Annotated in this window: 25 protein-coding genes; 10 read left to right on the top strand and 15 right to left on the bottom strand. The window is 71.9% G+C overall.

Annotated features, from left to right (window positions below):
• Nucleotides 1-284: 284 nt before the first annotated feature.
• Genes ABD140_RS24080 through ABD140_RS24105 form a run of 6 tightly spaced genes read right to left on the bottom strand, consistent with a single transcriptional unit; the run spans nt 285 to nt 6,074 of the window.
• A complete protein-coding gene (locus tag ABD140_RS24080; RefSeq protein WP_344243220.1) occupies nt 285-1,154 on the bottom strand; it encodes a glycosyltransferase family 2 protein in 870 nt (289 codons plus the stop codon).
• Between the two features lie 14 nt (nt 1,155-1,168).
• A complete protein-coding gene (locus tag ABD140_RS24085) occupies nt 1,169-2,047 on the bottom strand; it encodes a CDP-alcohol phosphatidyltransferase family protein (RefSeq protein WP_344243221.1) in 879 nt (292 codons plus the stop codon).
• A gap of 1 nt (nt 2,048) precedes the next feature.
• Nucleotides 2,049-3,104: an iron-containing alcohol dehydrogenase family protein gene (locus ABD140_RS24090; RefSeq protein ID WP_344243355.1), complete on the bottom strand. Its 1,056-nt coding sequence runs from the start codon at nt 3,102-3,104 to the stop codon at nt 2,049-2,051.
• A 5-nt stretch (nt 3,105-3,109) separates the two neighbouring features.
• Nucleotides 3,110-3,850, bottom strand: coding sequence for a phosphocholine cytidylyltransferase family protein (locus ABD140_RS24095; protein WP_344243222.1), 741 nt, complete (start codon nt 3,848-3,850; stop codon nt 3,110-3,112).
• Nucleotides 3,847-4,491: a DUF5941 domain-containing protein gene (locus ABD140_RS24100; protein WP_344243223.1), complete on the bottom strand. Its 645-nt coding sequence runs from the start codon at nt 4,489-4,491 to the stop codon at nt 3,847-3,849. The genes ABD140_RS24095 and ABD140_RS24100 overlap by 4 nt, the downstream gene beginning before the upstream one ends.
• Nucleotides 4,488-6,074, bottom strand: coding sequence for a CDP-alcohol phosphatidyltransferase family protein (locus tag ABD140_RS24105; RefSeq protein ID WP_344243224.1), 1,587 nt, complete (start codon nt 6,072-6,074; stop codon nt 4,488-4,490). Before ABD140_RS24105 ends, ABD140_RS24100 begins: the two co-directional genes overlap by 4 nt.
• Nucleotides 6,075-6,149: 75 nt before the next feature.
• Between ABD140_RS24105 and ABD140_RS24110 the strand changes: the two genes are divergently transcribed.
• A complete protein-coding gene (locus tag ABD140_RS24110) occupies nt 6,150-6,851 on the top strand; it encodes an IspD/TarI family cytidylyltransferase (protein WP_344243225.1) in 702 nt (233 codons plus the stop codon).
• Here the strand turns inward: ABD140_RS24110 and ABD140_RS24115 are convergent.
• Nucleotides 6,829-8,403 (bottom strand): LCP family protein, encoded by a 1,575-nt coding sequence (locus ABD140_RS24115; protein WP_344243226.1) that lies wholly within the window; start codon nt 8,401-8,403, stop codon nt 6,829-6,831. The two genes, ABD140_RS24110 and ABD140_RS24115, sit on opposite strands and share 23 nt — an antisense overlap.
• A gap of 89 nt (nt 8,404-8,492) precedes the next feature.
• On the opposite strand from ABD140_RS24115, the gene ABD140_RS24120 reads away from it, so the two are divergent.
• A complete protein-coding gene (locus ABD140_RS24120; RefSeq protein WP_344243227.1) occupies nt 8,493-9,512 on the top strand; it encodes a glycosyltransferase family 2 protein in 1,020 nt (339 codons plus the stop codon).
• Nucleotides 9,513-9,525: 13 nt separating this feature from the next.
• On the opposite strand, the gene ABD140_RS24125 is transcribed toward ABD140_RS24120, so the two are convergent.
• Nucleotides 9,526-10,839 (bottom strand): UDP-glucose dehydrogenase family protein, encoded by a 1,314-nt coding sequence (locus ABD140_RS24125; protein WP_344243228.1) that lies wholly within the window; start codon nt 10,837-10,839, stop codon nt 9,526-9,528.
• Nucleotides 10,840-10,883: 44 nt separating this feature from the next.
• Between ABD140_RS24125 and ABD140_RS24130 the strand changes: the two genes are divergently transcribed.
• A complete protein-coding gene (locus ABD140_RS24130; protein ID WP_344243229.1) occupies nt 10,884-12,053 on the top strand; it encodes an acyl-CoA dehydrogenase in 1,170 nt (389 codons plus the stop codon).
• Here ABD140_RS24130 and ABD140_RS24135 read toward each other — a convergent pair.
• Nucleotides 12,046-12,765, bottom strand: a complete 720-nt coding sequence (locus ABD140_RS24135) for a glycerophosphodiester phosphodiesterase (protein WP_344243230.1) — start codon at nt 12,763-12,765, stop codon at nt 12,046-12,048. The genes ABD140_RS24130 and ABD140_RS24135 overlap by 8 nt on opposite strands.
• 44 nt (nt 12,766-12,809) lie before the next feature.
• Here ABD140_RS24135 and ABD140_RS24140 point away from each other — a divergent pair, with 44 nt between their 5' ends.
• The 3 genes from ABD140_RS24140 (at nt 12,810) to ABD140_RS24150 (ending at nt 15,156) form a co-directional block, all read left to right on the top strand.
• Nucleotides 12,810-13,970: a 5-(carboxyamino)imidazole ribonucleotide synthase gene (locus ABD140_RS24140; RefSeq protein ID WP_344243231.1), complete on the top strand. Its 1,161-nt coding sequence runs from the start codon at nt 12,810-12,812 to the stop codon at nt 13,968-13,970.
• Complete coding sequence (gene purE / locus ABD140_RS24145) at nt 13,970-14,461, top strand: 5-(carboxyamino)imidazole ribonucleotide mutase (RefSeq protein ID WP_344243232.1); 492 nt, start codon at nt 13,970-13,972, stop codon at nt 14,459-14,461. The genes ABD140_RS24140 and purE overlap by 1 nt, the downstream gene beginning before the upstream one ends.
• 131 nt (nt 14,462-14,592) lie before the next feature.
• Complete coding sequence (locus ABD140_RS24150; protein ID WP_344243233.1) at nt 14,593-15,156, top strand: GtrA family protein; 564 nt, start codon at nt 14,593-14,595, stop codon at nt 15,154-15,156.
• 51 nt (nt 15,157-15,207) lie between these two features.
• Here the strand turns inward: ABD140_RS24150 and ABD140_RS24155 are convergent, their stop codons facing one another.
• Nucleotides 15,208-16,479 (bottom strand): ATP-binding protein, encoded by a 1,272-nt coding sequence (locus ABD140_RS24155; protein WP_344243234.1) that lies wholly within the window; start codon nt 16,477-16,479, stop codon nt 15,208-15,210.
• Between the two features lie 38 nt (nt 16,480-16,517).
• Nucleotides 16,518-17,189 carry a response regulator transcription factor gene (locus ABD140_RS24160; RefSeq protein ID WP_106403512.1) on the bottom strand — a complete coding sequence of 224 codons (672 nt, stop codon included), beginning with the start codon at nt 17,187-17,189 and terminating at the stop codon, nt 16,518-16,520.
• Between the two features lie 122 nt (nt 17,190-17,311).
• On the opposite strand from ABD140_RS24160, the gene ABD140_RS24165 reads away from it, so the two are divergent.
• From ABD140_RS24165 to ABD140_RS24180, 4 genes are all read left to right on the top strand, one after another.
• Nucleotides 17,312-17,767 carry a hypothetical protein gene (locus ABD140_RS24165; protein ID WP_344243236.1) on the top strand — a complete coding sequence of 152 codons (456 nt, stop codon included), beginning with the start codon at nt 17,312-17,314 and terminating at the stop codon, nt 17,765-17,767.
• A gap of 180 nt (nt 17,768-17,947) precedes the next feature.
• Nucleotides 17,948-18,292 (top strand): (2Fe-2S)-binding protein, encoded by a 345-nt coding sequence (locus ABD140_RS24170; protein WP_344243237.1) that lies wholly within the window; start codon nt 17,948-17,950, stop codon nt 18,290-18,292.
• A 100-nt stretch (nt 18,293-18,392) separates the two neighbouring features.
• A complete protein-coding gene (gene bfr / locus ABD140_RS24175; RefSeq protein WP_344243238.1) occupies nt 18,393-18,866 on the top strand; it encodes a bacterioferritin in 474 nt (157 codons plus the stop codon).
• Between the two features lie 73 nt (nt 18,867-18,939).
• Nucleotides 18,940-20,403, top strand: coding sequence for a CYTH and CHAD domain-containing protein (locus ABD140_RS24180; protein ID WP_344243239.1), 1,464 nt, complete (start codon nt 18,940-18,942; stop codon nt 20,401-20,403).
• Here ABD140_RS24180 and ABD140_RS24185 read toward each other — a convergent pair.
• The 4 genes from ABD140_RS24185 to ABD140_RS24200 form a co-directional block, all read right to left on the bottom strand.
• The gene (locus ABD140_RS24185) at nt 20,400-21,329 is read right to left on the bottom strand and encodes an NUDIX hydrolase (protein ID WP_344243240.1); all 930 of its coding nucleotides are present in this window, start codon (nt 21,327-21,329) and stop codon (nt 20,400-20,402) included. The genes ABD140_RS24180 and ABD140_RS24185 overlap by 4 nt on opposite strands.
• The gene (locus ABD140_RS24190) at nt 21,319-23,403 is read right to left on the bottom strand and encodes an RNA degradosome polyphosphate kinase (RefSeq protein WP_344243241.1); all 2,085 of its coding nucleotides are present in this window, start codon (nt 23,401-23,403) and stop codon (nt 21,319-21,321) included. Before ABD140_RS24190 ends, ABD140_RS24185 begins: the two co-directional genes overlap by 11 nt.
• A 60-nt stretch (nt 23,404-23,463) precedes the next feature.
• A complete protein-coding gene (locus ABD140_RS24195) occupies nt 23,464-24,414 on the bottom strand; it encodes an adenylate/guanylate cyclase domain-containing protein (RefSeq protein WP_344243242.1) in 951 nt (316 codons plus the stop codon).
• Between the two features lie 67 nt (nt 24,415-24,481).
• Nucleotides 24,482-25,378 carry a biotin--[acetyl-CoA-carboxylase] ligase gene (locus tag ABD140_RS24200; protein WP_425544145.1) on the bottom strand — a complete coding sequence of 299 codons (897 nt, stop codon included), beginning with the start codon at nt 25,376-25,378 and terminating at the stop codon, nt 24,482-24,484.
• Nucleotides 25,379-25,407: the final 29 nt, after the last annotated feature.

Genomic DNA, 25,407 nt, shown 5'->3' on the forward strand with positions numbered 1-25,407 from the left:
TCCCCTTGGAGTGGGACCCTGCAGTTCGTTCTGCGCCTTTCGGCGTTTCCCTCGCTGCGATGTCTCTAATTTAGCAGATCCCCGCCGACTGTCAATTCGGCTCGTTTTCCGCCAGCCATTCCAAAAAAGGAAATGCAGTAGCATACCTTTGTTTTTCCTGGCTTTTGCCCACCGGCCGGCCGCCGCGATCTCAGACCGCTCAGGCGTCCCGCGCCCCGGTTGGGCACAAGAGAGAACTCTACGCTCTCCCCCGGGGTGAGTCAAACCAAACCAGTAGACCGCTCTCAGACGATCGGCGGGCGCCCGGTGCGGGTCATCCGCCAGGCCGTCCGCCAGCTGATGGGCCGGCGCGGCCCCGCGTCGTTACGGCAACCTTCCGCGAAGCCCTTGAACCAGGGCTTCAGAGCGTCCATCTTACGTTCGCGCAGGACCGTGATGCCCACCCAGTCGGCGAGGTAAACCACCGCGATCGGCCAGGGCAGGTTCCGCTTGGCCAGCCACACCCGGTTGCGCGCGTTGTACCGGTAGAAGGACGCGTGCCGTGTCGCCAGCGTCGGCGGGTGGCACATCACGGATTCCGCGTCGTAGACGATGCCGTAGCCGGCGTTCAGCACCTGCCAGGCGAGGTCGGTCTCCTCGTGGGCGAAGAAGAAGTTCTCCGGCAGCCCGCCGCCCGCGTCGAAGGCGGCGCGGCGGACCGCGCTCGCCCCGCCGAGGAACGTGGTGGCGGACGAGGACCGGTCGGGGTCCCCGGCCCGCAGCCGCGGCACGTGGCGGCGCTGGCCGGGACCGCCGTCCGGGTCCTTGATCTGGAAGGACACGATGCCCAGGCGCGGGTCGGCCTCGAACATCGACTGGAGCCGCTTGCCCAGTTCCAGCGACGGGTAGTGCCCGTCGTCGTCCAGGAAGATCACGATGTCGCCGGTCGTCTCCAGCACGCCGCGGTTGCGTCCGGCGGGGACGCCGATGTTCTCGGGCAGCAGCACCGTCCGGATGCGCGCGTCGTCCACCGGCGGCGTCCAGTCGCCGCGCACGCCGTTGCCGACGATGACGACCTCGACGTCCACGTCCTTCTGGTTCAGCGCGCTGCGCAGCGCGCGCTCCAGCTCGACCGGGCGGTTGCCCATCGTCAGCACCACGACCGAGAGCTTCACGAAAACCTCTTCTACTACTTCAGCCGCCGCGAGGCGACGATGCTCACGAAGTGCAGGACCGTCTGCAGGACCGCGACCGCGGCCACCGCCACCAGCAGACCCCTGGTCACCGACCACTCGACCGGCGACCCGAAGTAGCTCCCCAGACCGGTCTCCGCGGCCTTGTAGACGGAGAGGCCCTCTTCTCCATGCTCGGGCAGGTCGAGAACACGGTCCAGCACCGCGGCCGCGAGGATCAGCAGGGACAGCTCGACCGCGCCGATGATGCGGTGGAACTTCACCAGGGACGCCGCCTGGCGGGCGAGCGCCAGCCAGGTGGAGGTGGGACGCAGGGCACGGTCGCCGCCGGGCGGGTCGGCGGGCAGCCCGGACTTGGCGCGGGCCACCACGACGTTGTCGGTCTCGGCCTTGATCAGAGCGACGCCGAGCGCGCCGAGCAGGCCGAGCATGATCCAGCCGCCCTGGCCCCAGGGGAGGTCGAACTGCTTCTCGGCGCGGAGGCCGAGACCGATGACGACCGCGACCTCGGAGAAGTAGTGGCCGAGCCGGTCCAGGTAGACGCCCGTGATGGAGGTGCGGCCGGTGATCCGGGCGACCTCGCCGTCGGTGCAGTCCAGCACCAGGTAGAGCTGGACGAGGAACGCGCCGACGATCGCGCTGACCAGGCCGGTGCCCCAGGCGAACGCGACGCCCGCGCCGAGCCCGGAGAGGATCATCAGGTAGGTCAGCTGGTTGGGCGAGAGCCCGACCCGGAGCGAGATCCAGGTGAGGAACGGCGACAGCGAGCGGGCGTAGAGCCGTCCGGCCCAGTGCTCCTCGTTGCGGCGGTCCTTCAGGCCGGGGGGCTGGCCCTTCTCCCGGATCTCCTTGAGGCTGTAGGTCCTGGGGGGCATCTCAGCTACCGAACTCCTGTAGGTACTTGCCCACCGCGGTGCGGATCTTCGCCTCGTCCAGGTTGAGGTACTCCAGGACGGTGTAGCGGCCCGGCCGGGTGGACGGCGCGAAGGCGACGGCCTGGGCGAACTGCTCGGCGTTGAGGCCGACGTCGCCGGGGACGAGCGGCAGCCGGTGCCGGCTCAGGCAGTCCGCGACGATCCGCGCCCGCTGGGGGTCCTCTCCGAGGTACTCCCGGCGCAGGAAGTGGCAGAACAGCGCGCCGAGCCCGGCGAGCTCGCCGTGGTTGGCGGTGCCGGGGAAGAGCCGGTCGACGGCGTGCAGGATCTCGTGGTCGCCGCCGCTGGCCGGCTGGGAGGAGCCCGCGAACGACATCGCCATGCCCGACAGCACCAGGCCCTCGGCCAGGACGGTGAGGAACGCGTCGGACTCGATCGAGGCGGGCTGGTGGATCAGGGCCTCGGCGGCGGTGCGCGCGACGGTCAGGGCGAGCCGGTCGATGGGCTCGCCGGTCTCGGCGTGCGCCAGCTCCCAGTCCGCCACGGCCGACAGGTTGCTGACGACGTCGCCGACGCCCGAGCGCACCAGGCCCTCGGGCGCGGCCCGCACGTAGTCCAGGTCGACGATCATGGCGATCGGCATGACGACGCCGAAGGAGCCCTTGCCCTCGTCGTGCTCCAGGGAGGCGACCGGCGAGCAGATGCCGTCGTGCGAGAGGTTCGTGGCGACCGAGACCATCGGGATGCCCGCGAGGGTCGCCGCGTACTTGGTGGCGTCGATGGTCTTGCCGCCGCCGATCGCGACGACCGCCTCGTACGAGCCGCCGCGCAGCCGGCTGCCCAGCTCGACGGCGGCGTCGACGGTGCCGCCGGGCACCCGGAAGACCTCGCACTCGGCGAGGGACGGCCGGACGTGCTCGGCGATGACGTCGCCCTGGCCGGGCCCGACCGCGACGGCGACGCGCCCCTCGGTGGCGATCCGCCGGTCGGCCAGCAGTTCGCCGAGGGACGCGATGGCTCCGCGCCGCACGTCGATCGACAGCGGCGCGGTCAGCATCCGCGTCAGTAGTGGCACGCGATCTCCCTGGCCTTCGCGAGGTCCTCGTGGTTGTCCACCTCGACCCAGGAGACCTCGCCGATCGGGGCCACGGCGATGGTGCCGCCCCGGTTGACGTACTCCTGGTAGCCGTCCTCGTAGTAGAGGTCGGTGTCCTTCTCGAAGGTGGCCTTGAGCGCGTCGGCCAGCGCCTCGGCGGCGGCCGGCTCCAGCAGGGTCGCGCCGATGTACTCGCCGGCGGCGTCGGCGGGGTCCATGAGCTTGGTGATGCGCTGGAGGGTGCCCTCCGGGGAGAGGATCACCTTCATCTCCTCGTCGGCGAGCTTCTTGACGTCGTCGACCGCCAGGAGGATGGACGCCTTCTCGGGGTCGCGGGCCGCCAGCAGCGTCTTCTCGACGGAGACCGGGTGGACCGTGTCGCCGTTCACCATGAGGACGCCCTTGGCGAAGTGCTCGCGGGCCAGCCACATGGAGTAGGCGTTGTTCCACTCCTCGGCCTTGTCGTTGTGCACCAGCGTGATCCGCACGCCGTACTTCTCCTCGAGGGCGGCCTTGCGCTCCTCGACGGCGCCGGCGCAGTAGCCCACGACGATGACGACCTCGCTCAGCCCCGCCGCGGCGAGGTTGCGCAGCGAGATGTCCATGATGGTGGTCTCACCATCGACCGGCACCAGTGCCTTGGGCAGGGTGTCGGTGTACGGGCGCAGGCGGCGCCCCGCGCCGGCCGCCAGAATCATGCCGATCATGCGCCGGCCTCCTCTTCCAGATCAACTTCGGCCCCTGTGCTGCCGCGCTCGGTCTCCAGCCAGGTGCGAACGCTCTCCCACCCGAACAGCACGCCCAGGTACACGGCGAGGACGGCGTAGGCGGGGGTGGCGAACCCGACCGCCGCGGCTCCCGCGGCGATCAGCATCCGGCCGTCCCAGCCGAGTCCGGCCTGGTACACCCAGTCGGGCGGCCACAGTCCCTGGCGGGTCCGGTAGACGGTGTCGTAGTGGTGGTAGACCAGCACGGCGAGCAGTGTGTAGACCAGCGGGCGGGGAACCCCCTGGTCGAACCCGAGCACGGCGAGGTAACCATACTCGATGGCCCTGATCGCCGGGGGTACGAGCCAGTCGAGCCTGCCGCCGTGCGGGTGCGCGGAGGTGGGGCCGGCCAGCAGCGTCAGCAGGACGGCGGGTGCCAGCAGCAGCGGGAGGGAGTCCGTCCGGGCGCCCGCGACCAGCAGGGCGGCCGTCAGCGCGCCGGCGGCCAGGACCGGTGCGAGCGGCCCGATCCGCCCGCCGGCCAGGCGGCCGAGGGCGCGGGAGACCGGGCCGTCGTCGCGGTAGGCGCACTGCTGGGCGGTGCGCGCCGCGGCGCGCGCTTGGGTGTCGGCGACGGTCATGCCAGGGACCTCAGAACGCGTCCGGAGAGGGTGTAGGCGGCGGCGAGGCCGCCCCAGGCCAGCAGGGCGAGGAAGGTGACGCGGGCGTCGAAGAACGCCGCCGTCAGGGCGATGAGGGCGAAGCGCTCACCGATCGGCAGGATGATGATCTTCTTGGCCCAGCGGGCGCCCGGGACGCGCTCCAGCGCGGCGCTCGCCCGCACGGCCAGCATGCCCAGGCCGCCGCGGCGCGGGGCCGGGCGGGCGGGCGGGTCGAGCAGGCTGTCGTCGGGGACGTCCAGCGGGAGCTCCTTGATCGGCGCCGGGGGCGCCGCGCCCTTGTGGACGGCGAAGCTGAAGTCGACCATGTGGCGGCAGGTCTGCAGGATGATCACGGCGCAGGCCAGGCCCCAGACGTCCCCGGGACCGGGGTGGGCGGCGCTGTAGCCGACGGCCAGGCCCGCGTACGCCAGGTACTCCTTGGCCCGGTCGAAGGTGGCGTCCAGCCAGGCGCCCAGGGTGGAGAACTTGCGGGTGTAGCGGGCGACCTGGCCGTCCACGCAGTCGAAGACGAAGGCGAAGTACAGCAGGATCCCGCCGGTGACCAGGCCCGTGCGGGTGCCCGCGGCGAACCACAGGGCGGCGACCGCGGCGATCGCCATGGAGATGCAGGTCACCACGTTGGGGGTGAGCCGCATCCGCGCCGCCCAGCGGGCCAGGTACTTGGAGTAGCTGCTGACGAAGTACGTGGTGAAGAAGCCGTCGTTGGACTTCACCGCCGCGTCCAGCCTGACCCGGTCCTCGTCGACGGCCTCCACGGCGCGGCGGGCGGCGGCGGCCTGCTCGGGCGCCAGGACGCGTTCGCAGACCAGGACGTCGACGTTGCGGGCGGCGACCGGCACGCCGGCGCGGGCCAGCGCGACCAGCAGGAGCCCGGCGGCGTCGTCGCCGCGCGGCGCGGTGGAGCCCAGCACGGGGTCCTGCGCGACGGCGCGGTCGAACTCGTCGCGCGCCTCGTTGTCGACGAAGACCTCGAGGCCGTCGGCGGAGCGGCGGCCGAGCTGGCGGACCGGCACGTCCACCCTGGGCAGCAGGTCCACCAGCATGGTCAGCCGCTCGCACAGCTCGGCGAGCAGCGCGGTGTCGACGACCTTGAGCGCGCCGCGGAACACCCCGCCCGGGTCGGTGACCTGGTGGAAGGGCGACCCCGCCGAGACCACCCGGCGGCGGGCGATGCGCACGGCCGGGCGGGCGCCGGTCACCGGCTGCTTGGCGGTGACCGCGGTGGTGGTCTTGTCGCGCAGCAGGCGGATCAGCAGCTCCTCGCTGACCACCAGGTCGGCGTGCGCGAGGTAGAGCTCATCGGCGGCGCGCGCCAGTTTCCCGATCTCGAACAGGTCGGTCGCCAGGTCCGGCGACTCGACCACCTTGCGGCCGTTCTTGCGCAGCACCGAGGCCGCCTCGGGCCGGGCGACCACGCGCACGTCCGATACGTTGTGTGCCGCCAGCTGCCCCAGCAGCCGGTCGAGCACGGTCACCCGGTCGTCATACGCGAGCTCGGCTGTCGGGTCGTCTGGCTCGGTGGCCAGCACCACGAACGTCACTCGCGGCCTCCAACACAGCAGATCACAAAGCCCTCAGCCTAGTGGGTGCGCGGGAGGGGAGCGGAGGAGTACCAGGTGAAAACAACCGGTGTGATCCTCGCCGGGGGTGTCGGCCTGCGGGTCGGCGCGGGCCGGCCGAAGCAGTTGATCGAGGTCGGAGGCCGTCCGCTGCTGGCCTACCCCGTGGAGGCCTTCGCCACCTCGGCGCTGCTCGACCGGGTCATCGTCGTCATGGCCTCGGGGCACGTGGCCGAGGCCGAGAAGATCGCGGCCCCCTACGGCGGGCGGGTCGAGGTGATCGAGGGCGGCGCGACCCGTACGGCCTCCACGCTGCGGGCGATGGAGGCGACGCGGAACGAGCCGGACGACGCGTGCGTCCTGTTCCACGACGCCGCCCGCGCGTTCGTCGGGCACGACGTGCTGGAGCGCTGCCTGGCGGCCCTGGAGACGTACGAGTCCGTCGCGGTGGCGCTGCCCGTCACCGACACCGTGGTGGCGGTGGCCGACGGGCTGGTGCGCGACATGCCGCCGCGGCCGAGCCTGGTGCGGTTCCAGACCCCGCAGGGGTTCCGGTTCGCCACCCTGCGCGCCGCCTACGAGCTCGCTCTGAAGGACCCGGAGTTCGTCGCCACCGACGACTGCGGCGTGGTGCACCGCTACCTCCCGGACACGCCCATCAAGATCGTGGCGGGCGACGAGCGGCTGCTCAAGGTCACCGAGCCGCTCGACCTGGTGCTGGCCGAGCACCTGGCGGCTACCCGCACAGGTTCTGCGTAGCGGTCTTCGTCTCGAAGTCGGGGGCCGCCCGCTCGGCGGCGGTCTCCACCTTCTTGGGCCTGGCCCAGTCGCTGCCCACGACCAGCTCGATCCCGTCGCCCAGCGCCGCGGCCTTCTGCAGCTGCGCGAACGGGAGGGAGGCGGCCAGGGTGCGGGCCGAGTCGGCGCGGGCCGGGCCGTAGCGGATGACCGTGGGCTTGATGTTCGCGCGCTGCACGACACCGGTCACCCAGGGGGCGCGGAAGCCGACCGCGGTCAGCGCGGCGCTGGCCTTCTTGGCGGCGCCGGTGACGCCGGTGCCGTTGCGCACCCGCACGGAGATCTGCTCGGGCGCGACGGTCAGCGGCTCGGCCGTGGGAGTCGCGGCGGGCTCGGGGTCGGCCAGCGGCTCGTCCCGGTCGATCTTGCGGAACAGGCTGCGCGCCTCCCCCTCGTCCCACAGCACGACGGACTGGTTGACCCCGCCGAGCAGCGCGGTGCCCGCCGGGTCCTTCAGGGGCACCTTCACGAACCGCACGTCGTCCAGCGACAGGTTCTTGAACTGGTCGACCAGCTTGGGGGCGTCCTTCTTCAGCCCCGGGTCCACCCGGACGGCGCCGAGCATGGCCTCCAGCACCTTCGTGCCCCGCACCGGGTCCTTGATCTTGCCCAGCGACTGCTTCAGCAGGGAGGACAGGAACAGCTGCTGGCGCTGCATCCGCCCGATGTCCTCGCCGAGCCCGTGCCGGACCCGCGCGTAGGCCAGGGCGGTGGCGCCGTCCACGTGGTGGGTGCCGGGGCTGAGCTTCAGCCCGCTGGCGCGGTCGTCGATGGCCTGCTCGGTGCAGACCTCCACCCCGCCGACGGCGTCGACGACCTTGAGGAAGCCCAGGAAGTTGACCTCGGCGTAGTGGTCGATGGCCAGCCCGGTGTGGTCCTCGATCGTGTCCTTCATCAGCTGCTGGCCGCCGTAGGAGTAGGCCCAGGTGAGCTTCCCCTGCTGGGCGGCGACCCGCTCGCCCCGGGCGTCCTTGTGGGCGGGGATCGTCACCAGGGTGTCGCGCGGCAGGCTGACCATCGTCACCTGGTCGCGGTCCTCGGAGATGTGCATCAGCACCATCGTGTCCGAGCGGGCGCCCTTCTCGCGGCCCAGGTGCAGCCGCTTGATGTCGGCCTCGCTCATGCCGTCGCGCTTGTCGACGCCGGCGAGCAGGATGTTCATCGAGCCCTTCGGCCCGGAGCCCCCGTCCAGGTCGATGTCGACGGTCTGGATCCGGCCCTGGAGGAACTCCTGGAAGCCCCAGGCGGTGCCGGAGGCCAGGAGCACCACGGCCGAGACGGAGGCGGTGGCGATGAGGTTGCGGCGGCGGCGCACGGCCTCGCGGGCCGAGCCCGGCCCGCCCGCCCTGCGGCGGCCCCGCGGGGGGTCGAGCTTCACCTTCGGCGCGCGCTCGCTGTCGACGGCGACGGCGTCCCAGCTGCCGCTGTCGTCGGCCACGGGCCCGCCCGGGCCCTCGGCCCCGGCGGGTCTGGGGCGGAAGTACTGCTCGATCGGGTCGTCGTCCCCGGCCATGTCCAGCCCCCTTCGCTCCGCCCCGACGGACGGGAAACCCTCCGATCGTGGCCTGCGGACCTGGCTGGATACGTTACCGTGGCGCCGTCATGAATCAGTCTCTCCACGCTGACGGCGAGCCGCGCACCACGTGGCCGGCCGTGTCCGTCGTCATGCCCGTGCTCAACGAGGAACGCCACCTCGAGGATGCGGTCAACCGCATCATGGCGCAGGACTACCCGGGCGAGCTGGAGCTCGTGCTCGCCCTCGGTCCCTCCAAGGACCGGACCGACGAGATCGCAGGCCGCCTCGCGCAGCGCGATCCCCGGGTGATCCTCGCGCGCAATCCCACGGGCCGCACCCCCAACGGGCTGAACATCGCGATCAAGGCGTCGCAGTACTCCATCATCGTCCGGGTCGACGGGCACTCGCTGCTGCCCGCCGACTACATCCGGATCGCGGTGGAGACCATGGACGCCCACAACGCCGACAACGTCGGCGGGCTGATGGCCGCCGAGGGCGTCACCCCGTTCGAGAAGGCGGTGGCGCGGGCGATGACGTCGAAGTTCGGCGTCGGCAACGCCCGCTTCCACACCGGCGGTGAGGCCGGCGAGGTGGAGACGGTCTACCTCGGCACGTTCCGGCGCAGCGCGCTGGAGCGGGTCGGCGGCTACGACGAGACGTTCGTGCGCGCCCAGGACTGGGAGATGAACCACCGCATCCGCCAGTCCGGCGGGCGCATCTGGTTCACCCCGGCCATGCGCGTCACCTACCGGCCCCGGCCCGACCTCAAGCAGCTGGCCAAGCAGTTCTTCTACACCGGCCGCTGGCGCCGGGTGGTGGGCCGCGAGCACCAGGGCACGCTGAACCTGCGGTACCTGGCGCCGCCGCTGGCGGTCGCCGGGATCCTGGTGGGCACCGTGGCCGGGCTGGTCGGCTTCTGGCCGGGCTGGATCCTGCCGGTCGGCTACTTCCTGACCGTCCCGGTGGGCGGCACGCTGCTGACCGGCGAGGACCTGCCCTGGAAGGCCAGGCTCTGCCTGCCCTTCGTCTACGCCACGATGCACATCTCCTGGGGCCTGGGCTTCCTGACCAGCCCGCCCGGGCTGGGGCTCACCAAGGACCGGTGAGCCCCCCGCGCGGCTAGGGGCGGCCCAGGGCCCGGTAGGTCCAGCCGGCCGCCCGCCACTGCTCGGGGTGCAGGGCGTTCCTGCCGTCCACGATGTTGCGCATGTGCACCTGGGCGCCCAGCACCTCGGGGTCGAGGTCGCGGAACTCGCGCCACTCGGTGAGCAGCAGGACGACGTCGGCGCCGGCGGCCGCCTCCAGCGCGGAGTTGCCGAAGCCGAGCGACGGCTGCGCCTTGCGCGCGTTGTCCAGGGCCTGGGGGTCGTAGACGGTGACGTCGCCGCCCTGGAGGCGGATCTCGGCCGCCACGTCGAGGGCGGGCGAGTCGCGCACGTCGTCGGAGTTGGGCTTGAACGCCGCGCCCAGCACGCAGACCTTGCGGCCGCGGAAGGATCCGCCGAGCAGGACGCGGGCCAGGTCGACCATGCGGATCCGGCGGCGGATGTTGATGGCGTCCACCTCGCGCAGGAACGACAGCGCCTGGTCGACGCCGAGCTCGCCGGCGCGGGCCATGAACGCCCGGATGTCCTTGGGCAGGCAGCCGCCGCCGAAGCCGAGGCCGGGACCGAGGAACCTGCCGCCGATGCGGTCGTCGTGGGCCAGCGCCTGGGAGAGCTTGGTGACGTCGGCGCCGGTGGCCTCGCAGACCTCGGCCATGGCGTTGATGAAGGAGATCTTGGTGGCCAGGAAGGCGTTCGCCGAGACCTTGACCAGCTCCGAGGTGGCGAAGTCGGTGACCACCAGCGGGACGCCGTCGGCGAGCTGGCGGGCGTAGACCTCGCGCAGGACGTTCTCGGCGCGCTCGGACCGCACGCCGATCACCAGCCGGTCGGGGCGCAGGGTGTCCTGGACGGCGTAGCCCTCGCGCAGGAACTCGGGGTTCCAGGCCAGTTCCACCTCGGGCGAGGGCGCCAGCCGCGTCAGCAGCTCGGCGACCCGGGTGGCGGTGCCGACGGGGACCGTGGACTTGCCGACGACCAGGCACTCGCGGGTCAGCAGCGGGGCGAGCGCGGTGATCGAGGCGTCGACGTAGGAGACGTCGGCGGCGTACTCGCCGGGCTTCTGCGGGGTGCCCACGCACACGAAGTGCACGTCGCCGAACTCGGCGATCTCCTCGTAGGAAGTGGTGAAGCGCAGGCGGCCGTTCTCCAGGTTGCGGCGCAGCACCTCGGGCAGGCCCGGCTCGTAGAACGGGAGGTCTCCGGCGGCCAGCCGCTCGATCCTGTCGGGCAGCACGTCGATGCCGAGCACCTCGAACCCGAGTTCGGCCATGCACGCCGCATGGGTGGCGCCCAGGTACCCGGTTCCGATGACCGTCAGCCGCTTCATCACCACAAACCTCCTCAATTCTACTGGCGGGTAGCATGCCTGCCATGAGCTCTGACTATCCCGCCTATGCCCCGTCCGAGGAACACGAGCTGCTCCGCCGGACGGTCCGCGAACTCGCGGAGACCAAGATCGCGCCGCACGCCGCCGAGGTCGACGACCAGGCGCGGTTCCCGCAGGAGGCCCTGGACGCGCTGGTGGCAGGCGACCTGCACGCCGTCCACATCCCCGAGGCCTACGGAGGCAACGGGGCCGACGCGCTGGCCACCGTGATCGTGATCGAGGAGGTGGCGCGCGCCTGCGCGTCCTCCTCGCTCATTCCCGCGGTGAACAAGCTCGGCACGGTACCTGTTCTGTTGTCCGGCGGCGAGGACCTCAAGCGGAGGTACCTGGCGCCGGTGGCACGTGGTGAGGCTATGTTCTCCTACGCTCTGTCCGAGCCCGATGCCGGGTCCGACGCCGCGGGCATGAAGACCCGTGCCGTGCGCGACGGCGACCACTGGGTGCTCAACGGCACCAAGATGTGGATCACCAACGCGGGGGTGTCGGAGTACTACACCGTCATGGCCGTGACCGACCCCGGCGAGGGCGCCCGCGGGATCTCGGCGTTCGTGGTGGAGAAGTCCGACCCGGGCGTCTCCTTCGGGGCCAAGGAGCGCAAGCTCGGCATCAAGGGCTCCCCCACCCGCCAGGTCATCCTGGAGGACGTGCGCATCCCGGCCGACCGGATCATCGGCGCCGAGGGCACCGGCTTCAAGACCGCGCTGGCCACCTTGGACCACACCCGCATCACCATCGCCGCCCAGGCCCTCGGCATCGCCCAGGGCGCCCTGGACTACGCCATCGGCTACGTCAAGGAGCGCAAGCAGTTCGGCAAGCCGGTCAGCGACTTCCAGGGCGTGCAGTTCATGCTCGCCGACATGGCGATGCGCCTGGAGGGCGCCCGCCAGCTGACCTACCACGCGGCGATCAAGTCCGAGCGCGCCTTCCACGGCGAGGAGATCCCGGACCTGACCTTCGTCTCCTCGGCCTGCAAGTGCCTGGCCTCCGACGTGGCCATGGACGTCACCACCGACGCCGTCCAGCTCCTCGGCGGCTACGGCTACACCCAGGACTTCCCGGTCGAGCGCATGATGCGCGACGCCAAGATCTGCCAGATCTACGAGGGCACCAACCAGATCCAGCGCGTCGTCATGGCCCGCCAGATCCTCAGGTAGCCGCTCCGCCCGTCCCGGCCGCCATCGCCCGCCGCGCGGCGAGCGCGGCCGGGACCTCGTCGACGATCACCGCGTCGGCCGCCGCGTACTTCACCAGGTCGGCGGGCTGCGGGCACCAGACCATGACCTCCAGGCCCGCCTTGTGCGCGGTCTCCACGCAGTCGGCGAACGGGCGCTGCTTGGCGGCGGGCTCGCAGGAGCCGGTGTGCAGGGCCACCGCCTGCAGGCCCAGCCCGGCCGCGGCGGCGACGGCGTGGCCGATGGGGAACCAGAGCCAGGTCAGCAGGCCGCGCGGCACGCCCGTCCCGGCCAGGGCCAGCAGCAGCGCCGGATCGAACGAGGTGACCAGCAGCGGCCTGCGGCGCGCCTCCTCGCGCAGCACCCGCTCCAGCAGGGGCGCCGTCCGCGGGTCCAGCGCGTCCTCCAGCACCGTCTTGACGTCCACGTCGACGCCGACGTGCCCGGGCAGCGCCTCGAACACCTCCTCGATCCGCGGCAGGCCGCCGCACGGCCCGTCGACGAGGAAGGAACCGTCCTCGGACGTGTGGTCGTGCCGCACCACCAGGCCGTCGTCCGCGGCGCGCTGGACGTCGAGCTCCACCCAGTCCGATCCCAGGTCAACGGCCCGCAGCAGGGACTCCAGGGTGTTCTCCCCCGGCCCCGAGCCGCAGCCCCGGTGTCCGATGATCGTCGGTGTGCCGTCAAACATCATGGTGCGCCCCCACTAAGCTGCTCGATGTGAGAAGTCCTGGTCAGATGCCTGTTGTCGGAATGGTGGGCGGCGGTCAGCTCGCCCGGATGACCCAGCAGGCCGCGATCGCGCTCGGCGTCCGGCTGCGGGTGCTGGCCGGCGCCCCCGACGAGTCCGCGGCGCTGGTCTGCGCCGACGTGCGGCTGGGCTCGCACGAGTCCCTGGCCGACCTGCTCGCCTTCGCCGAGGGCTGCGACGTGGTCACCTGGGACCACGAGCACGTGCCGGGCGAGCACATCAGGGCGCTGGAGGAGGCGGGAGTGGTCTGCCGGCCCGGCTCCGCCGCCCTGCTGCACGCCCAGGACAAGCTGGTGATGCGCGAGCGGCTGTCCGCCCTGGGCGCCCCCTGCCCCGCCTTCGCTCCCGTCCACGCCGAAGACGATGTCACGGCCTTCGCCGGAAAGCACGGATGGCCGGTCGTCCTGAAGGCGACGCGCGGCGGCTACGACGGCAAGGGCGTGTGGGTCGTGGACTCCGCGGCCGAGGCCGCCGCCCTCCTCCCCGAGCTGCTCGCGGCGGGCACCCCGCTGATGGCCGAGGAGCGGGTGGACTTCCGGCGGGAGCTCGCGGCGCTGGTCGCCCGCTCCCCGCACGGCCAGGGCGCCGCCTACCCGGTGGTGGAGACCGTCCAGCGGGACGGCATCTGCGTCGAGGTGATCGCCCCCGCCGCCGACCTGGACCCCGAGACCGCCGCGCACGCCCAGGAGCTGGCCCTGCGGCTGGCCGAGGAGCTCGGCGTGACGGGACTGCTGGCGGTCGAGCTGTTCCAGACCGCCGAGGGCGTGGTCGTCAACGAGCTGGCCATGCGGCCGCACAACTCCGGCCACTGGACCATGGACGGCAGCCGCACCTCCCAGTTCGAGCAGCACCTGCGGGCCGTGCTCGACCTGCCGCTGGGCGACACCGCCACCAGCGCCGCCTGGACGGTCATGGGCAACCTGCTCGGCGGGGAGGATCCCGACCTCTACCCGCGCTACGAGCACGTGATGGCGCACGACCCCGGCGCGAAGATCCACTTCTACGGCAAGGGCGTCCGGCCCGGCCGCAAGATCGGCCATGTGAACGTGACGGGAGAGGACCTGGAGCGGATGCGGGCACGGGCGGCGCACGCCGTCGACTACCTGCGCGATCCGGGTTCGGTCTACCCCGAGGAGAGGGAGAAGTGATGGCTCCGCAGGTCGGCGTGGTCATGGGCAGCGACTCGGACTGGCCGGTGATGAAGGCCGCCGCCGAGGCCCTGGCGGAGTTCGGCGTGGAGTTCGAGGCCGACGTGGTCTCGGCGCACCGCATGCCGCACGAGATGATCGAGTACGGGTCCTCGGCCCGGGAGCGCGGGCTCAAGGTGATCATCGCGGGCGCCGGGGGCGCCGCCCACCTGCCCGGGATGCTGGCCAGCGTCACCCCGCTGCCGGTGATCGGCGTCCCGGTGCCGCTGAAGTACCTGGACGGCATGGACTCGCTGCTGTCGATCGTCCAGATGCCCGCCGGGGTGCCGGTGGCCACGGTGGCCGTGGGGGCCGCGCGCAACGCGGGTCTGCTGGCGGTGCGTATCCTTGCCGCGGAGAATTCCGAACTCAGCACGAAAATGCTGGAGTTCCAGCAAGATTTGTACCGTCAGGCGAAAGCCAAGGGAGAACGGCTGCGGGAGGGTCTGTAGGCGGCCTCCGCCCCGGGAACTCTCTACTCGACGGGAATGTCCATGAACCGGGGTGACGTTCTGTTCTCGTCGCACCTCGTGTGCGGACACTCCGTGACCGAAGGGCTGGTCGTTCTACTGTGAGCCTCCTGGTGGATCTCTGGGCGCGGCTGCGCCGCATGGCCCGCGAGCTTGCCAAGTTCGGCAGCGTCGGCGCCCTCTCCTTCGTGATCACCTTCGCGTTCTTCAACGTGTTCCACACCGCGCTCGCGATGGGGCCGCTGACCTCGACCACCCTGGCCACCGTGATCGCCACCACGTTCGCCTACTTCGCCAACCGGTACTGGACGTTCCGGCACCGCGAGCGCAGCGGCCTCGGCCGGGAGTACGTGCTGTTCTTCGTCTTCAACGGGGTCGGTCTGGTGATCACCCAGATCTTCATCGCGTTCGGCTACTACGTGCTGGACCAGCGGTCGACGATCGCCTCCAACCTGGCGCTGATCATCGGCACGGGCGCCGCCACGGTCTTCCGCTTCTGGTCGTACCGCAAGTGGGTGTTCACCGCCCCCGAGCCCGCCGTCCACACCGTCCAGCCGGGCGTTCCCGCCCCGCAGCCCTTCCCGGCCGGGCAGAGCGGCACCGTCACCCCCGGGGTGCCCGCTCCCGGCCGGCACCGCGGCACACGGACGGGCGCCACCGTCCGGCCCGGTCGTTGATCAAGCCAGGTCCCTGATCAAGCTTGGTCGTTGATCAAATCCGGTCGTTGATCAGACCGGACCGCTGACCACCCGCTCGGAGGCCAGCTGGGCGTCCTCCTTGCGGCGCATCAGGTAGGCGAACAGCGCGGGCTTGGGCTGCACCAGCTCCAGCCTGCCGCCGTCCACGGCCGCCAGGGAGCGGGCCAGGTAGAGCCCGAGCCCGGTGCCGCCGCCGCCGCTGACGTTGCGTTCGAAGATCTTGCGGGCCAGTTCCGGCGGGACGCCGGGGCCCTCGTCCCCCACCTCGACGATCACGTTCTGCCGGGTCAGCAGGGTGTGGATGGTGACCGTGCCCTCCCCGTGCATCAGGGAGTTGTCCAGCAGGGTGGCCAGGATCTGCGACAGGCAGCTGGGCGTCACCACCGCCACCAGGTCGGGCTCGCCCTCGATCCGGATCTGCCTGCCGTCCTTGGCGAAGATCGGCCGCCATTCCTCGACCTGCTGCTCGATCACCAGGTCGATCGCGGTCGGCACCGCCTGGCCGGTGCGGTCGTGCCGCGCCCGGGCCAGCAGCTGCTCCACCACCGCGACCAGGCGCTCGGCCTGGGCCAGCGCCGCCTGGCCCTCCTCGCGCACCACGTCGGGGTAGTCGGCCGCCTCGATCATCTCCTCCAGGCGCATGGTCAGCGCGGTGAGCGGGGTGCGCAGCTGGTGGCTGGCGTCCGAGGCGAACTCGCGGCTGGCCGCCAGCAGGTCGGCGATCCGCACCGCGCTGTTGTCCAGGACCTCCGCGACGGTGTCGACCTCCGGGATGCCGTAGCGGCGGCGCCGGGGCCGGGCGTTGCCCGTCCCCAGCCCGGCGGCGGTGTCGGCCAGGTCGACCAGCGGCAGGGTGAGCCGGCGGGCCAGCAGGATCGCCATCCCGGTCGCGATCGCCACGCCCAGCAGCACCAGGCTGGCGATCAGCAGCAGCTGCCGGAGCACCTCGTCGCGCACCTCGGAGTACCGCCGGTGGACGGTGACCGTGACGTTGCCCCGGCTGCTGGTCGAGGACATGACCGGCCCCGTCAGCGGCGGGCCCGCCGTCTCCACCGTGTTGTCGGGGAGCCTGATCTCGACGCGGAGGTTCGGGTAGGCGCCGGAGATCTGCGCCGGGTCGGGCCTGCGGCCCTGGCCCAGCGGTACCTCCACCTCCTTGACCAGGCTGGCGGCCGCGGTGTCCAACCCCTGCTTGGCATCGTCGTAGATGAGCTTGCTGACCACGTAGGCCAACGGGATGCCGAGCAGCAGGATCGCCGTGACCGCCACCCCGAGGGTGGACAGTACGAGTCGGCGTCTCATTCATCCCCCATGGCCGGCGGAGGCGGCCGGCCTCGTTCTCAGTCTCCGCGTTCGAACCGGAAGCCGACACCCCGCACGGTGGTGATGTACCTGGGGCTGGCGGCGTCGTCCCCGAGCTTGCGCCGCAGCCAGGAGATGTGCATGTCGAGGGTCTTGGTCGAGCCCCACCAGTTGGTGTCCCACACCTCGCGCATGATCTGCTCGCGGGTGACCACCTTGCCCGCGTCGCGCACCAGCACCCGCAGGAGGTCGAACTCCTTGGTGGTCAGCTGGAGCTCGTTCTCGCCCATCCACGCCCGGCGGGACTCGGCGTCGATCCTGACCCCCTGCACGATCGGCGTCTCGGTGCTGCCGCGGCGCAGCAGCGCGCGGACCCGCGCCAGCAGTTCGGCCAGCCGGAAGGGCTTGGTGACGTAGTCGTCGGCACCGGCGTCCAGGCCGACCACGGTGTCGACCTCGTCCGCCCGGGCGGTGAGGATCAGGATGGGCACTCCGTGCCCCTCGGAGCGCACCCGGCGCGCCACCTCCAGCCCGTCGAGCTCGGGCAGGCCGAGGTCGAGCACGATGAGGTCGACGCCGCCGCCGAGGGCCCGCTCCAGAGCCTGGGGCCCGTCGGGGCTCACTTCGACGTTGTAGCCCTCCCTGCGCAGCGCACGCGCGAGAGGCTCGGAGATGGACGTGTCGTCCTCGGCGAGCAGTACTGAGGTCATGCACCGATCGTAGGACCATTCATGAACGTTTCCTGGGCAAGCACACAGGCTTGACCTGCGGTTTGCCACTCGTAGTACAAACTCAAATACGAATCATCCCACTCTTGTGGAGGAAAACCCCTATGTCCCGGACGCCGGTGCAGCCGCAACCCGAGGTGGCGCGGGCGGCGGGGGTCATGCTGTTCGGCGGCGTCCTGATGACCCAGATCCTCGGCCTGCCCCAAGGATTCGCCATCGAGGGCTATGTCGGCGTTTTCATGATCTTCTCCTGCGTCATCGCCTGGGCGGGCGCCGTCTGGCTCCTGATCGAGGACGCCAGCCGCGCCTGGTGGTACGCCCTGGCCAACGCGGCGCTCACGATCCTGCTCTGCCTGCTCACCCTGCTGTTCGGCCTGCCGGTAGTCGACGAGCCCCTCAGAGGGTGGTGGGCCGCCCGGCACAACATGCTCCTGCTGTTCTTCTCGGCCAACATCGTCGTCCTGGCCGCCTGGGTCCTGGGAGGGCGGCGGAAGAGCGCGCACACGCCGGTCTCCTCGGCCCGCGAACGCGCCTACCGACAACGCCGGACCGATATGTGACGCACATCACCCCAAGCCACAGAAGGCCTGGAGTGCCGCGTTTTCCGGGCCTTTACCCACCGCGCTCCGCCCGGGGCCGGCGCCGGGAACCGCCGGGGGTCTGGCCAGGCAAGGCAAGCCTCATGTAACTTAGGGATGCCTAACCTAATGAACCTGGCCGCCGCCCCCTAAGGACCCGCGATGTACGTGTGCATCTGCAACGCCGTTACCGAGGACGCCGTGCACGACTGCCTCGCGGCCGGCGCGCAGACCACCCGCGCGGTGAAGGAGGGCTGCGGCATGCGGCCCGGCTGCGGCTCCTGCACCAGGCGCATCACGGCCATGGTGAGCGAGTGGCGGACCGCCTCGGAGCTCATGGACGCCCTCACCGGCGGCCCCGCCACCCTGCAGCCGGTCCCCGCCGCCGCGGAGGAGCGCGTCCCGGAGATCCCGCCGGCGACCGCGGCCGAGGCCGAGGAACCCGCCTCCGCCCGGCCCCCGCACCAGCGCCGCACCCGCAAGGGGGTGAAGCAGCCCGCCGCCTGATCCTTCCGCCGGCCGCGGGCCCCCTGCGCGGCATCCGAGCCTGATGGCGACACGCCGTCGGGCTTGTCGTGCTGCCTATGAAACGTGCTTGGATGTACTCATGGAAGGCGATAAGGAAATCCTCGCGCTGCTCAACGAGCAGCTCACCGCGGAACTGACGGCGATCAACCAGTACTTCCTGCATGCCAAGATGCAGGAGAACTGGGGCCTGGTGAAGCTGGCCAAGCACACCTATGACGAGTCCATCGACGAGATGAAGCACGCCGAGGTCCTCACCGACCGGCTGCTCTTCCTCGAGGCGCTGCCCAACTACCAGAAGCTCAATCCGCTGCGCATCGGGCAGACGGTCAAGGAGCAGCTGGAGGCCGACCTGACCGTCGAGATGGAGGCGGTCGTCCGGCTGCGCCACGGCATCGAGGTCATGCGCCGCAAGGGCGACGTCACCTCCGCCCGCATCTTCGAGCACATCCTGGAGGACGAGGAGTCGCACGTCGACTACCTCGAGACCGAGCTGGGCCTGCTGGAGAAGCTCGGCGAGCCGCTGTACATCCAGCGCTTCACCGAGCCCAGCTGACCGGGACCCCTCCGTTATCCGCGCGTGACACCCTGGATGGTCCTGATCCAGACGGCGGAAGGGGTGGCCGGTCATGACCGAGCACTTGGAGGTCGAGCTCAAGTTCGACGCGGACAGCGGGTTCGCCCTGCCGGATCTGACCGATCTGGCGGAGGTCGGCGAACCCGTCGTCCATGAACTGGAGGCCGTCTACCACGACACCGACGACCTCAGGCTCGCCGCCCGCAAGCTCACCCTGCGCCGCCGCACCGGCGGCACGGACGCGGGGTGGCACCTGAAGATCCCCGCGGGGCCCGACGCCAAGCGCGAGCATCGGGCTCCTCTCTCCGAGACCCTTCCCCCGGAGCTGGCCGGACTCCTGCACGCCCACACGCGGGGCCGCCGGACGGGCCCGGTCGCGACGCTCTCCACCGTGCGGACCGTCCGCGAGCTGCGCTCCCCCTCGGGCGAGGTGCTCGCCGAGGTCGCCGACGACCTGGTCACCGGGACGATCGCCGGGACGCCGGGAGGCTCGTCCTGGCGCGAGATCGAGGTCGAGCTGGTCTCCGGCGACCCCGCCCTCCTGGACCGCGTCGGCGCACGGCTGCGCGAGGCCGGAGCGCGCCGGGCCGCGGGCTCCTCCAAGCTGGGCAGGCTGCTGGCCGACCGGGTCGCCGCCCCGCCCTCCCCGGCCGGCTCCCGCGCCGGAGACGTCCTGCTGCGGCACCTCGCCGCCCAGGTGGAGGACCTGCTGTCCTGGGACCCGCGGGTGCGGCTGGAGCAGTTCGACGCCGTCCACAGGATGCGCGTGGCGGTGCGCCGGCTGCGCAGCGTCCTGGCCGGCGGCAGGCCCCTGCTGGACCGCGCGGTCACCGACCCGCTGCAGGCCGAGCTGCGCTGGCTGGCCGCGGTGCTGGGCGAGGTCAGGGACGCCGAGGTGCTGCACGAGCGGTTCGGCGCGCGGCTGGCCTCGCTGCCGGAGGTCTGCGAGGCCGACCCGGCCTGGCTGCGCCGGATCAAGAAGCGCGAGCGCAAGGGCTACACCGCCGTCCGCCGGGAGCTCTCCGGCGAGCGGTACTTCGCCCTCCTCGACGCCCTGGACCGGCTGCTGGCCGCCCCGCCGTTCACCAGGCGCGCGCACCGCGCCGCCGAGGGGGAGCTGCGCGCGCTCCTCCGCCGGAGCTGGAAGCGGCTGGAGAACGCCCACGCCGCGATCGGCGAGGCGCCCACCGCGGAGGAGGCCGACGAGGCGCGCCATGAGACGCGCAAGGCCGCCAAGCGCATGCGCTACGTGGCGGACGCCGTCCAGGAGGCGCTCGGCAAGGACGCCAGAGCCGTCTCCAAGGCCGCCAAATCCCTCCAGGAGGTCCTGGGCAGGTTCCAGGACGGCGTCATCGCCCAGGAGCAGCTCAGGGCCGTGGAGCCCGCCTCCGTCGATGAGGCGTTCGGCCTCGGCGCCCTGTACGGGCTGGAGCGCTGCGAGGCCGAGCGGGCGCGGGAGGAGGTCGAGGCGGCCTGGACCGACGCCCGCTCCCGCGTCCTCCCCCGGCTGGGCTAGGTCCCGCCGCGCCGGTCCCCCCGCCCGGCGCGGACGTCGTGGCGCTCCACCGAGACGACCGCCCCGTCCGCGCCGGGTGCGCGGTGGAAGACCCAGAAGGACGCCTTGGGCAGCGACGGGTCCGCCGGGAGCCGGTCCGGCGGGCACGCCGCCCGCGCCAGCACGGGGACCAGTTCCCCGTGCGTGCACACCACGAGCCCGTCGTGCTCCTCGCCGGGGGAGCCGAGCAGTTCGCGCAGGCGCGCGGCGGCCCGCTCGGGGGTGGTGGAGGCCAGGGTGAAGGACTGGTCGGCGACGAGCGGGACGTCCAGCGCGAACGCGTAGTCCAGCAGGCTCTCCAGGCACCGGGCGGTGGCCGAGCTGAACGCCCGCCGCGGCGCGTAGGAGTGCAGCAGCCGCGACAGCACGGCCGCCTCCTCCCGGCCTCTGTCGTCCAGCGGGCGGACGAGGTCGCGGTCGTGCCAGTGCCGCTTCTCCCCCGCCGGGGCGTGCCGCAGGACGATCACCGGGCGGGTGTGTTCCGGCAGCTCGGCGTAGGCGGCCAGCACCCCGGCGTCGTGGGCGTAGGTGAGCCGGTCGCGGGCCTCGGCCAGCGGCACCCACTCCCACCGGTCGACCTCGTCGCCCGCCGAGAAGGGATCCGCCGCGGCGGCCTCGGCAGCCCAGTAGTCGACGCGCTTGGGCCCCCTGGCCGTCTCGTACTCCACGGACGGCAGGCGCGGGCCCAGGCGGGGCGTCACCCCCGTCTCCTCGGCGGTCTCGCGCACCGCGGTGCGCAGGGGGTGCTCGCCCGCCGCGGCCTTGCCCTTGGGAAGGCTCCAGTCGCCGTACCGGGGCCGGTGGACGAGGGCGACCTCGCGGCCCGCGGCGCCGGGACGGCCCAGCACCGTCCCGGCCGCCCTGATCACCGGGGGGTCAGCCGCCATCCACGGTTCTCCAGCGGCGCGAACGCATCAGGTGCGTCTGGATGTCCAGGGCCGGGGCCTCGGCGTCGCCGTTGTGGCGGGTCCACACCCCGTCGCCGTCCAGCCACCAGGAGGAGGTGTCGGCGGCGACGCCCTTGTCGAGCAGCCGGAGCAGCTCGTCGCGGTGGACCGGGTCGTTGACCCGCACCAGCGCCTCGACCCGCCGGTCGAGGTTGCGGTGCATGAGGTCGGCGCTGCCGAACCACACCTCGGGCTTGCCGCCGCACTCGTAGGCGAAGATGCGCGAGTGCTCCAGGAAGCGCCCCAGCACGCTGCGCACCCGGATGTTCTCCGACAGGCCCGGCACTCCCGGACGCAGCGCGCAGATGCCGCGCACCCAGACGTCCACCGGCACTCCGGCCTGCGAGGCGCGGTAGAGCGCGTCGATGACGACCTCGTCCACGAGGCTGTTGCACTTGAAGCGGATGTGCGCCGGGCGGCCCGCGCGGTGGTGCCCGATCTCCCGTTCGATGCGCAGGACGAGGCCGCTGCGCAGGGTGTTGGGCGCCACGAGGAGCTGGCGGTAGCTGACCTGGCGGGAGTATCCCGTCAGGTGGTTGAACAGCTCGGTGACGTCCTCGGCGATCTCCAGGTCGGCCGTCAGCAGGCCGAGGTCCTCGTACAGGCGCGCGGTCTTGGGGTGGTAGTTGCCGGTGCCGATGTGGCAGTAGCGCCGCAGGCTGCCGTCGGCCTCCTGGCGGACGACCAGCAGCAGCTTGCAGTGGGTCTTGAGGCCGACGAAGCCGTACACCACGTGGCAGCCGGCCTGCTCCAGCTTGCGCGCCCACTCGATGTTGGCGCTCTCGTCGAACCGCGCCTTGATCTCGACGATCACCACGACCTGCTTCCCGGCGTCGGCGGCGTCGATGAGCGCGTCCACGATCGGGGAGTCGCCGCTGGTCCGGTAGAGGGTCTGCTTGATCGCCAGCACCCTGGGGTCGGCCGCCGCCTCCTCGACCATGCGCTGCACGCTGGTGGCGAAGGAGTCGTAGGGGTGCTGGACGACGATGTCCCGCTCGCGCAGCGCGGCGAAGACGCCGCCCTCGGTGGGCAGCGCCGCCTTGGACGGCACGAACGGCGGGTACTTCAGCTCGCTGCGGTCCAGGTCGGCGATCTGGTGCAGGCCGCCGAGGTCCAGCGGGCCCGGGACGCGGTAGATCTGGCGCTCCTCCACGCCCAGCTCCTCGGTGAGCAGCTCGAGGACCTCCGGGGAGATGGACTCCTCCACCTCCAGGCGGACCACCGGGCCGAAGCGGCGGCGCAGCAGCTCCTTCTCCAGGGCCAGGAGGAGGTCCTCGGCGATGTCCTCGTCGACCTCGAGGTCCTGGTTGCGGGTGACGCGGAAGGCGTGGTGCTCCAGGACCTCCATCCCGTTGAACAGCTGGGTGAGGTGGGCGGCGATGACGTCCTCGAGGGGGGTGAAGCGGTTGGGCGAGGCCTCCATGAACCGCGGCAGTATCTCGGGGACCTTCACGCGGGCGAACAGGCGCGCCTCGGTGTCGGGGTCGCGGACGACGATGGCGAGGTTGAGCGACCGGCCGGAGATGTAGGGGAAGGGGTGGGCGGAGTCGACGACCAGCGGGGTGAGCACCGGGTAGATCCGCTCGCGGAAGAGCCGCCGCAGGTGCTCGCGCTCGGCCTCGGCCAGCTCCTCCCAGCGCAGGATCTCGATGTCCTGCTTGGCCAGGGCGGGCAGGACGTCGTCGCGGAAGCAGGCGGCGTGGCGCAGCATCAGCTCGTGCGCGATGACGGCGGTGCGCTCCAGCACCTCGCGGGGCTGGCGCCCGCTGGCGGAGCGGACGGCCAGGCCGGTGGCGATCCGGCGGAGGAGGCCGGCGACCCGGACCATGAAGAACTCGTCCAGGTTGGTGGAGAATATGGCGAGGAAGCGTGCGCGCTCCAGCAGCGGGAGGGTCTCGTCTTCGGCGAGTTCCAGCACCCGCTGGTTGAACTGGAGCCAGCTCTCCTCGCGGTCCAGGAAGCGATCCTCAGGAAGGGGTTCGTCTCGGGAGATCTGTCCTGGAATGGCGCTCATGATGGTTGATGGTCCCCCTTGCAGATGAACAGGCGGTGGACTCGGGGTTTCTGGAATTTTTCACTGCCGTGCGGCGCGCCGCACGACGTACGGTTGGATGATGCCCAGTCCCCGCACCGGTCTACGCACGATGCGCACCAGTTCGTAGGCGGGATCCCCTTCCAGTTCCGCGGCGAGGGCGGGATCGGCCACCAGGGTGCCCGGCCGGGCGATCGAGGTGAGCCGCGAGGCCATGTTCACCGTGGTGCCGAAGATGTCGCCCATCAGGGGCAGGACCGGCCCGTAGGCCATGCCCACCCGCACGTCGGGCACCTCGGTCTCGTCCCGGACCGCCTCGGAGATCGCCATCCCGATCTCCACGCCGACCCGCGCGTCGTCGGCGGCGTACAGCACCTCGTCCCCGAGGGTCTTGACCAGCCGCGCCCCGTGCGCCGCCACGATGTCCGAGGCCGTCTCCTCGAAGCGCTCGACCACCCGGCCCAGCTCCAGCTCGCTCAGCTCGCGGCTCATCGCGGTGAAGGAGACCATGTCCGCGAAGCCCACCGCCACCGGGCCGCGGCCCGGCAGGTCGCCGTCGGAGGCCGAGGCCAGCGCCCGCGCCACCGAGGCGGCCAGCTGCCGCCGCCAGGCGTGGAGCACCAGGGGCTCCATCTCGGCCAGGTAGCCCTCGCTCAGCAGGTTGGTCCCGGGGTCGGCGCCCAGCAGCATGCCGGTCTGCCACTCGGCCAGCCGCGCCATCGTCTGGCCCAGCGCCCGGGCCTGGCGCAGCACGAGCTCCTCGGACATCCCGCGCCCCATCAGCCCCTGGATGCGCTTCAGCGCCTCCAGGTCGCTGTCGGAGAAGGCCGGCACGTCGTCGCCGGGGCCGGCGAAGCCGAACGAGCGCCACAGCCGTTCGGCGAACTTCCTGGAGACCCCGGTCAGCTCCGCGGCGTCCACCCTGGTGTAACGCAGCTCACCGCCCAGGAGGAGCTCTTCCAGCTCCTGCGGCCCTCGCACCTGCCCGGACATCCTTCAACTCCCCGATTCCACGACCGATCGTCACGGCCGCGCGACAAAGGTTATGTGATGGTTGTCACTACTGTCCCGCTCGTCTCGGATTCCGGACATGAACGACATCACCAGCGGTGAAAGCACGTTCTCCGGCCGCCGTCCCGACCACCAGCCTCCCCTCGGCGTCCACGTCAACGGCGGTGCCCGTCACGGAGTTCCCGCCCGGCAGCTCCATCCGCACCTCCCGGCCGAGAGTGGCCGAGTGCTCGCGGTAGGCCGCGCGCAGCCCGCTGCCGTCCGGATCGCCGTCCGCGGCCCGCCACTCGGCGTACCGCAGCGCCAGCTCCCGCAGCACCGCCCGCAGGACGATCTCCCGGTCGACGACCGCGGCGGTCTCCAGCACCAGCGAGGTCGCCGTCGGCACGGGCAGCTCGTCCTCGCGCAGCGACACGTTCATCCCCACCCCGACCACGACCGCGCCGTCGACGCGCTCGGCCAGGATCCCGGCCAGCTTCCGCTCCCCCACCAGCAGGTCGTTCGGCCACTTCAGCCCGGCGCCGACGGTGGCGCCGCCCGGCTCGTCGCCGTAGTCGCCGCGGCCCGCGGCCGCGGTCACCGACCGGATCGCGGCCGCGGCCGCCACCCCGGTCAGCAGCGGCAGCCAGCCCAGCCGCGTCGCGGGCACCCCGGGACCGGGCCGCAGCAGCACCGAGAACATCAGCCCCGAGCGCGGCGGCGCGTTCCAGGCGCGGCCCAGCCGCCCCCGTCCCGCCGTCTGCGCCTCGGCCACCAGGACCGTCCCCTCGGGGACCTCGCCGCCCCGCGCGGCCTCCGCCCTGACGCGCTCGGCCAGGTCGGCGTTGGTGGAGCCGGTCTCCTCCGTCACCCGCACCTCGCGCCAGAACGAGCCCTCCCGCACCAGGGCGCGGTTGAGCGTCCGCTCGTTCAGCGGCGGCCGGTCGAGGTCGGAATACGCGTCCATGGCGTCCATCCAATCCCACCCGTCCCCCT

This window comes from Actinocorallia libanotica (assembly GCF_039525175.1).
Lineage (GTDB): Bacteria > Actinomycetota > Actinomycetes > Streptosporangiales > Streptosporangiaceae > Actinocorallia > Actinocorallia libanotica.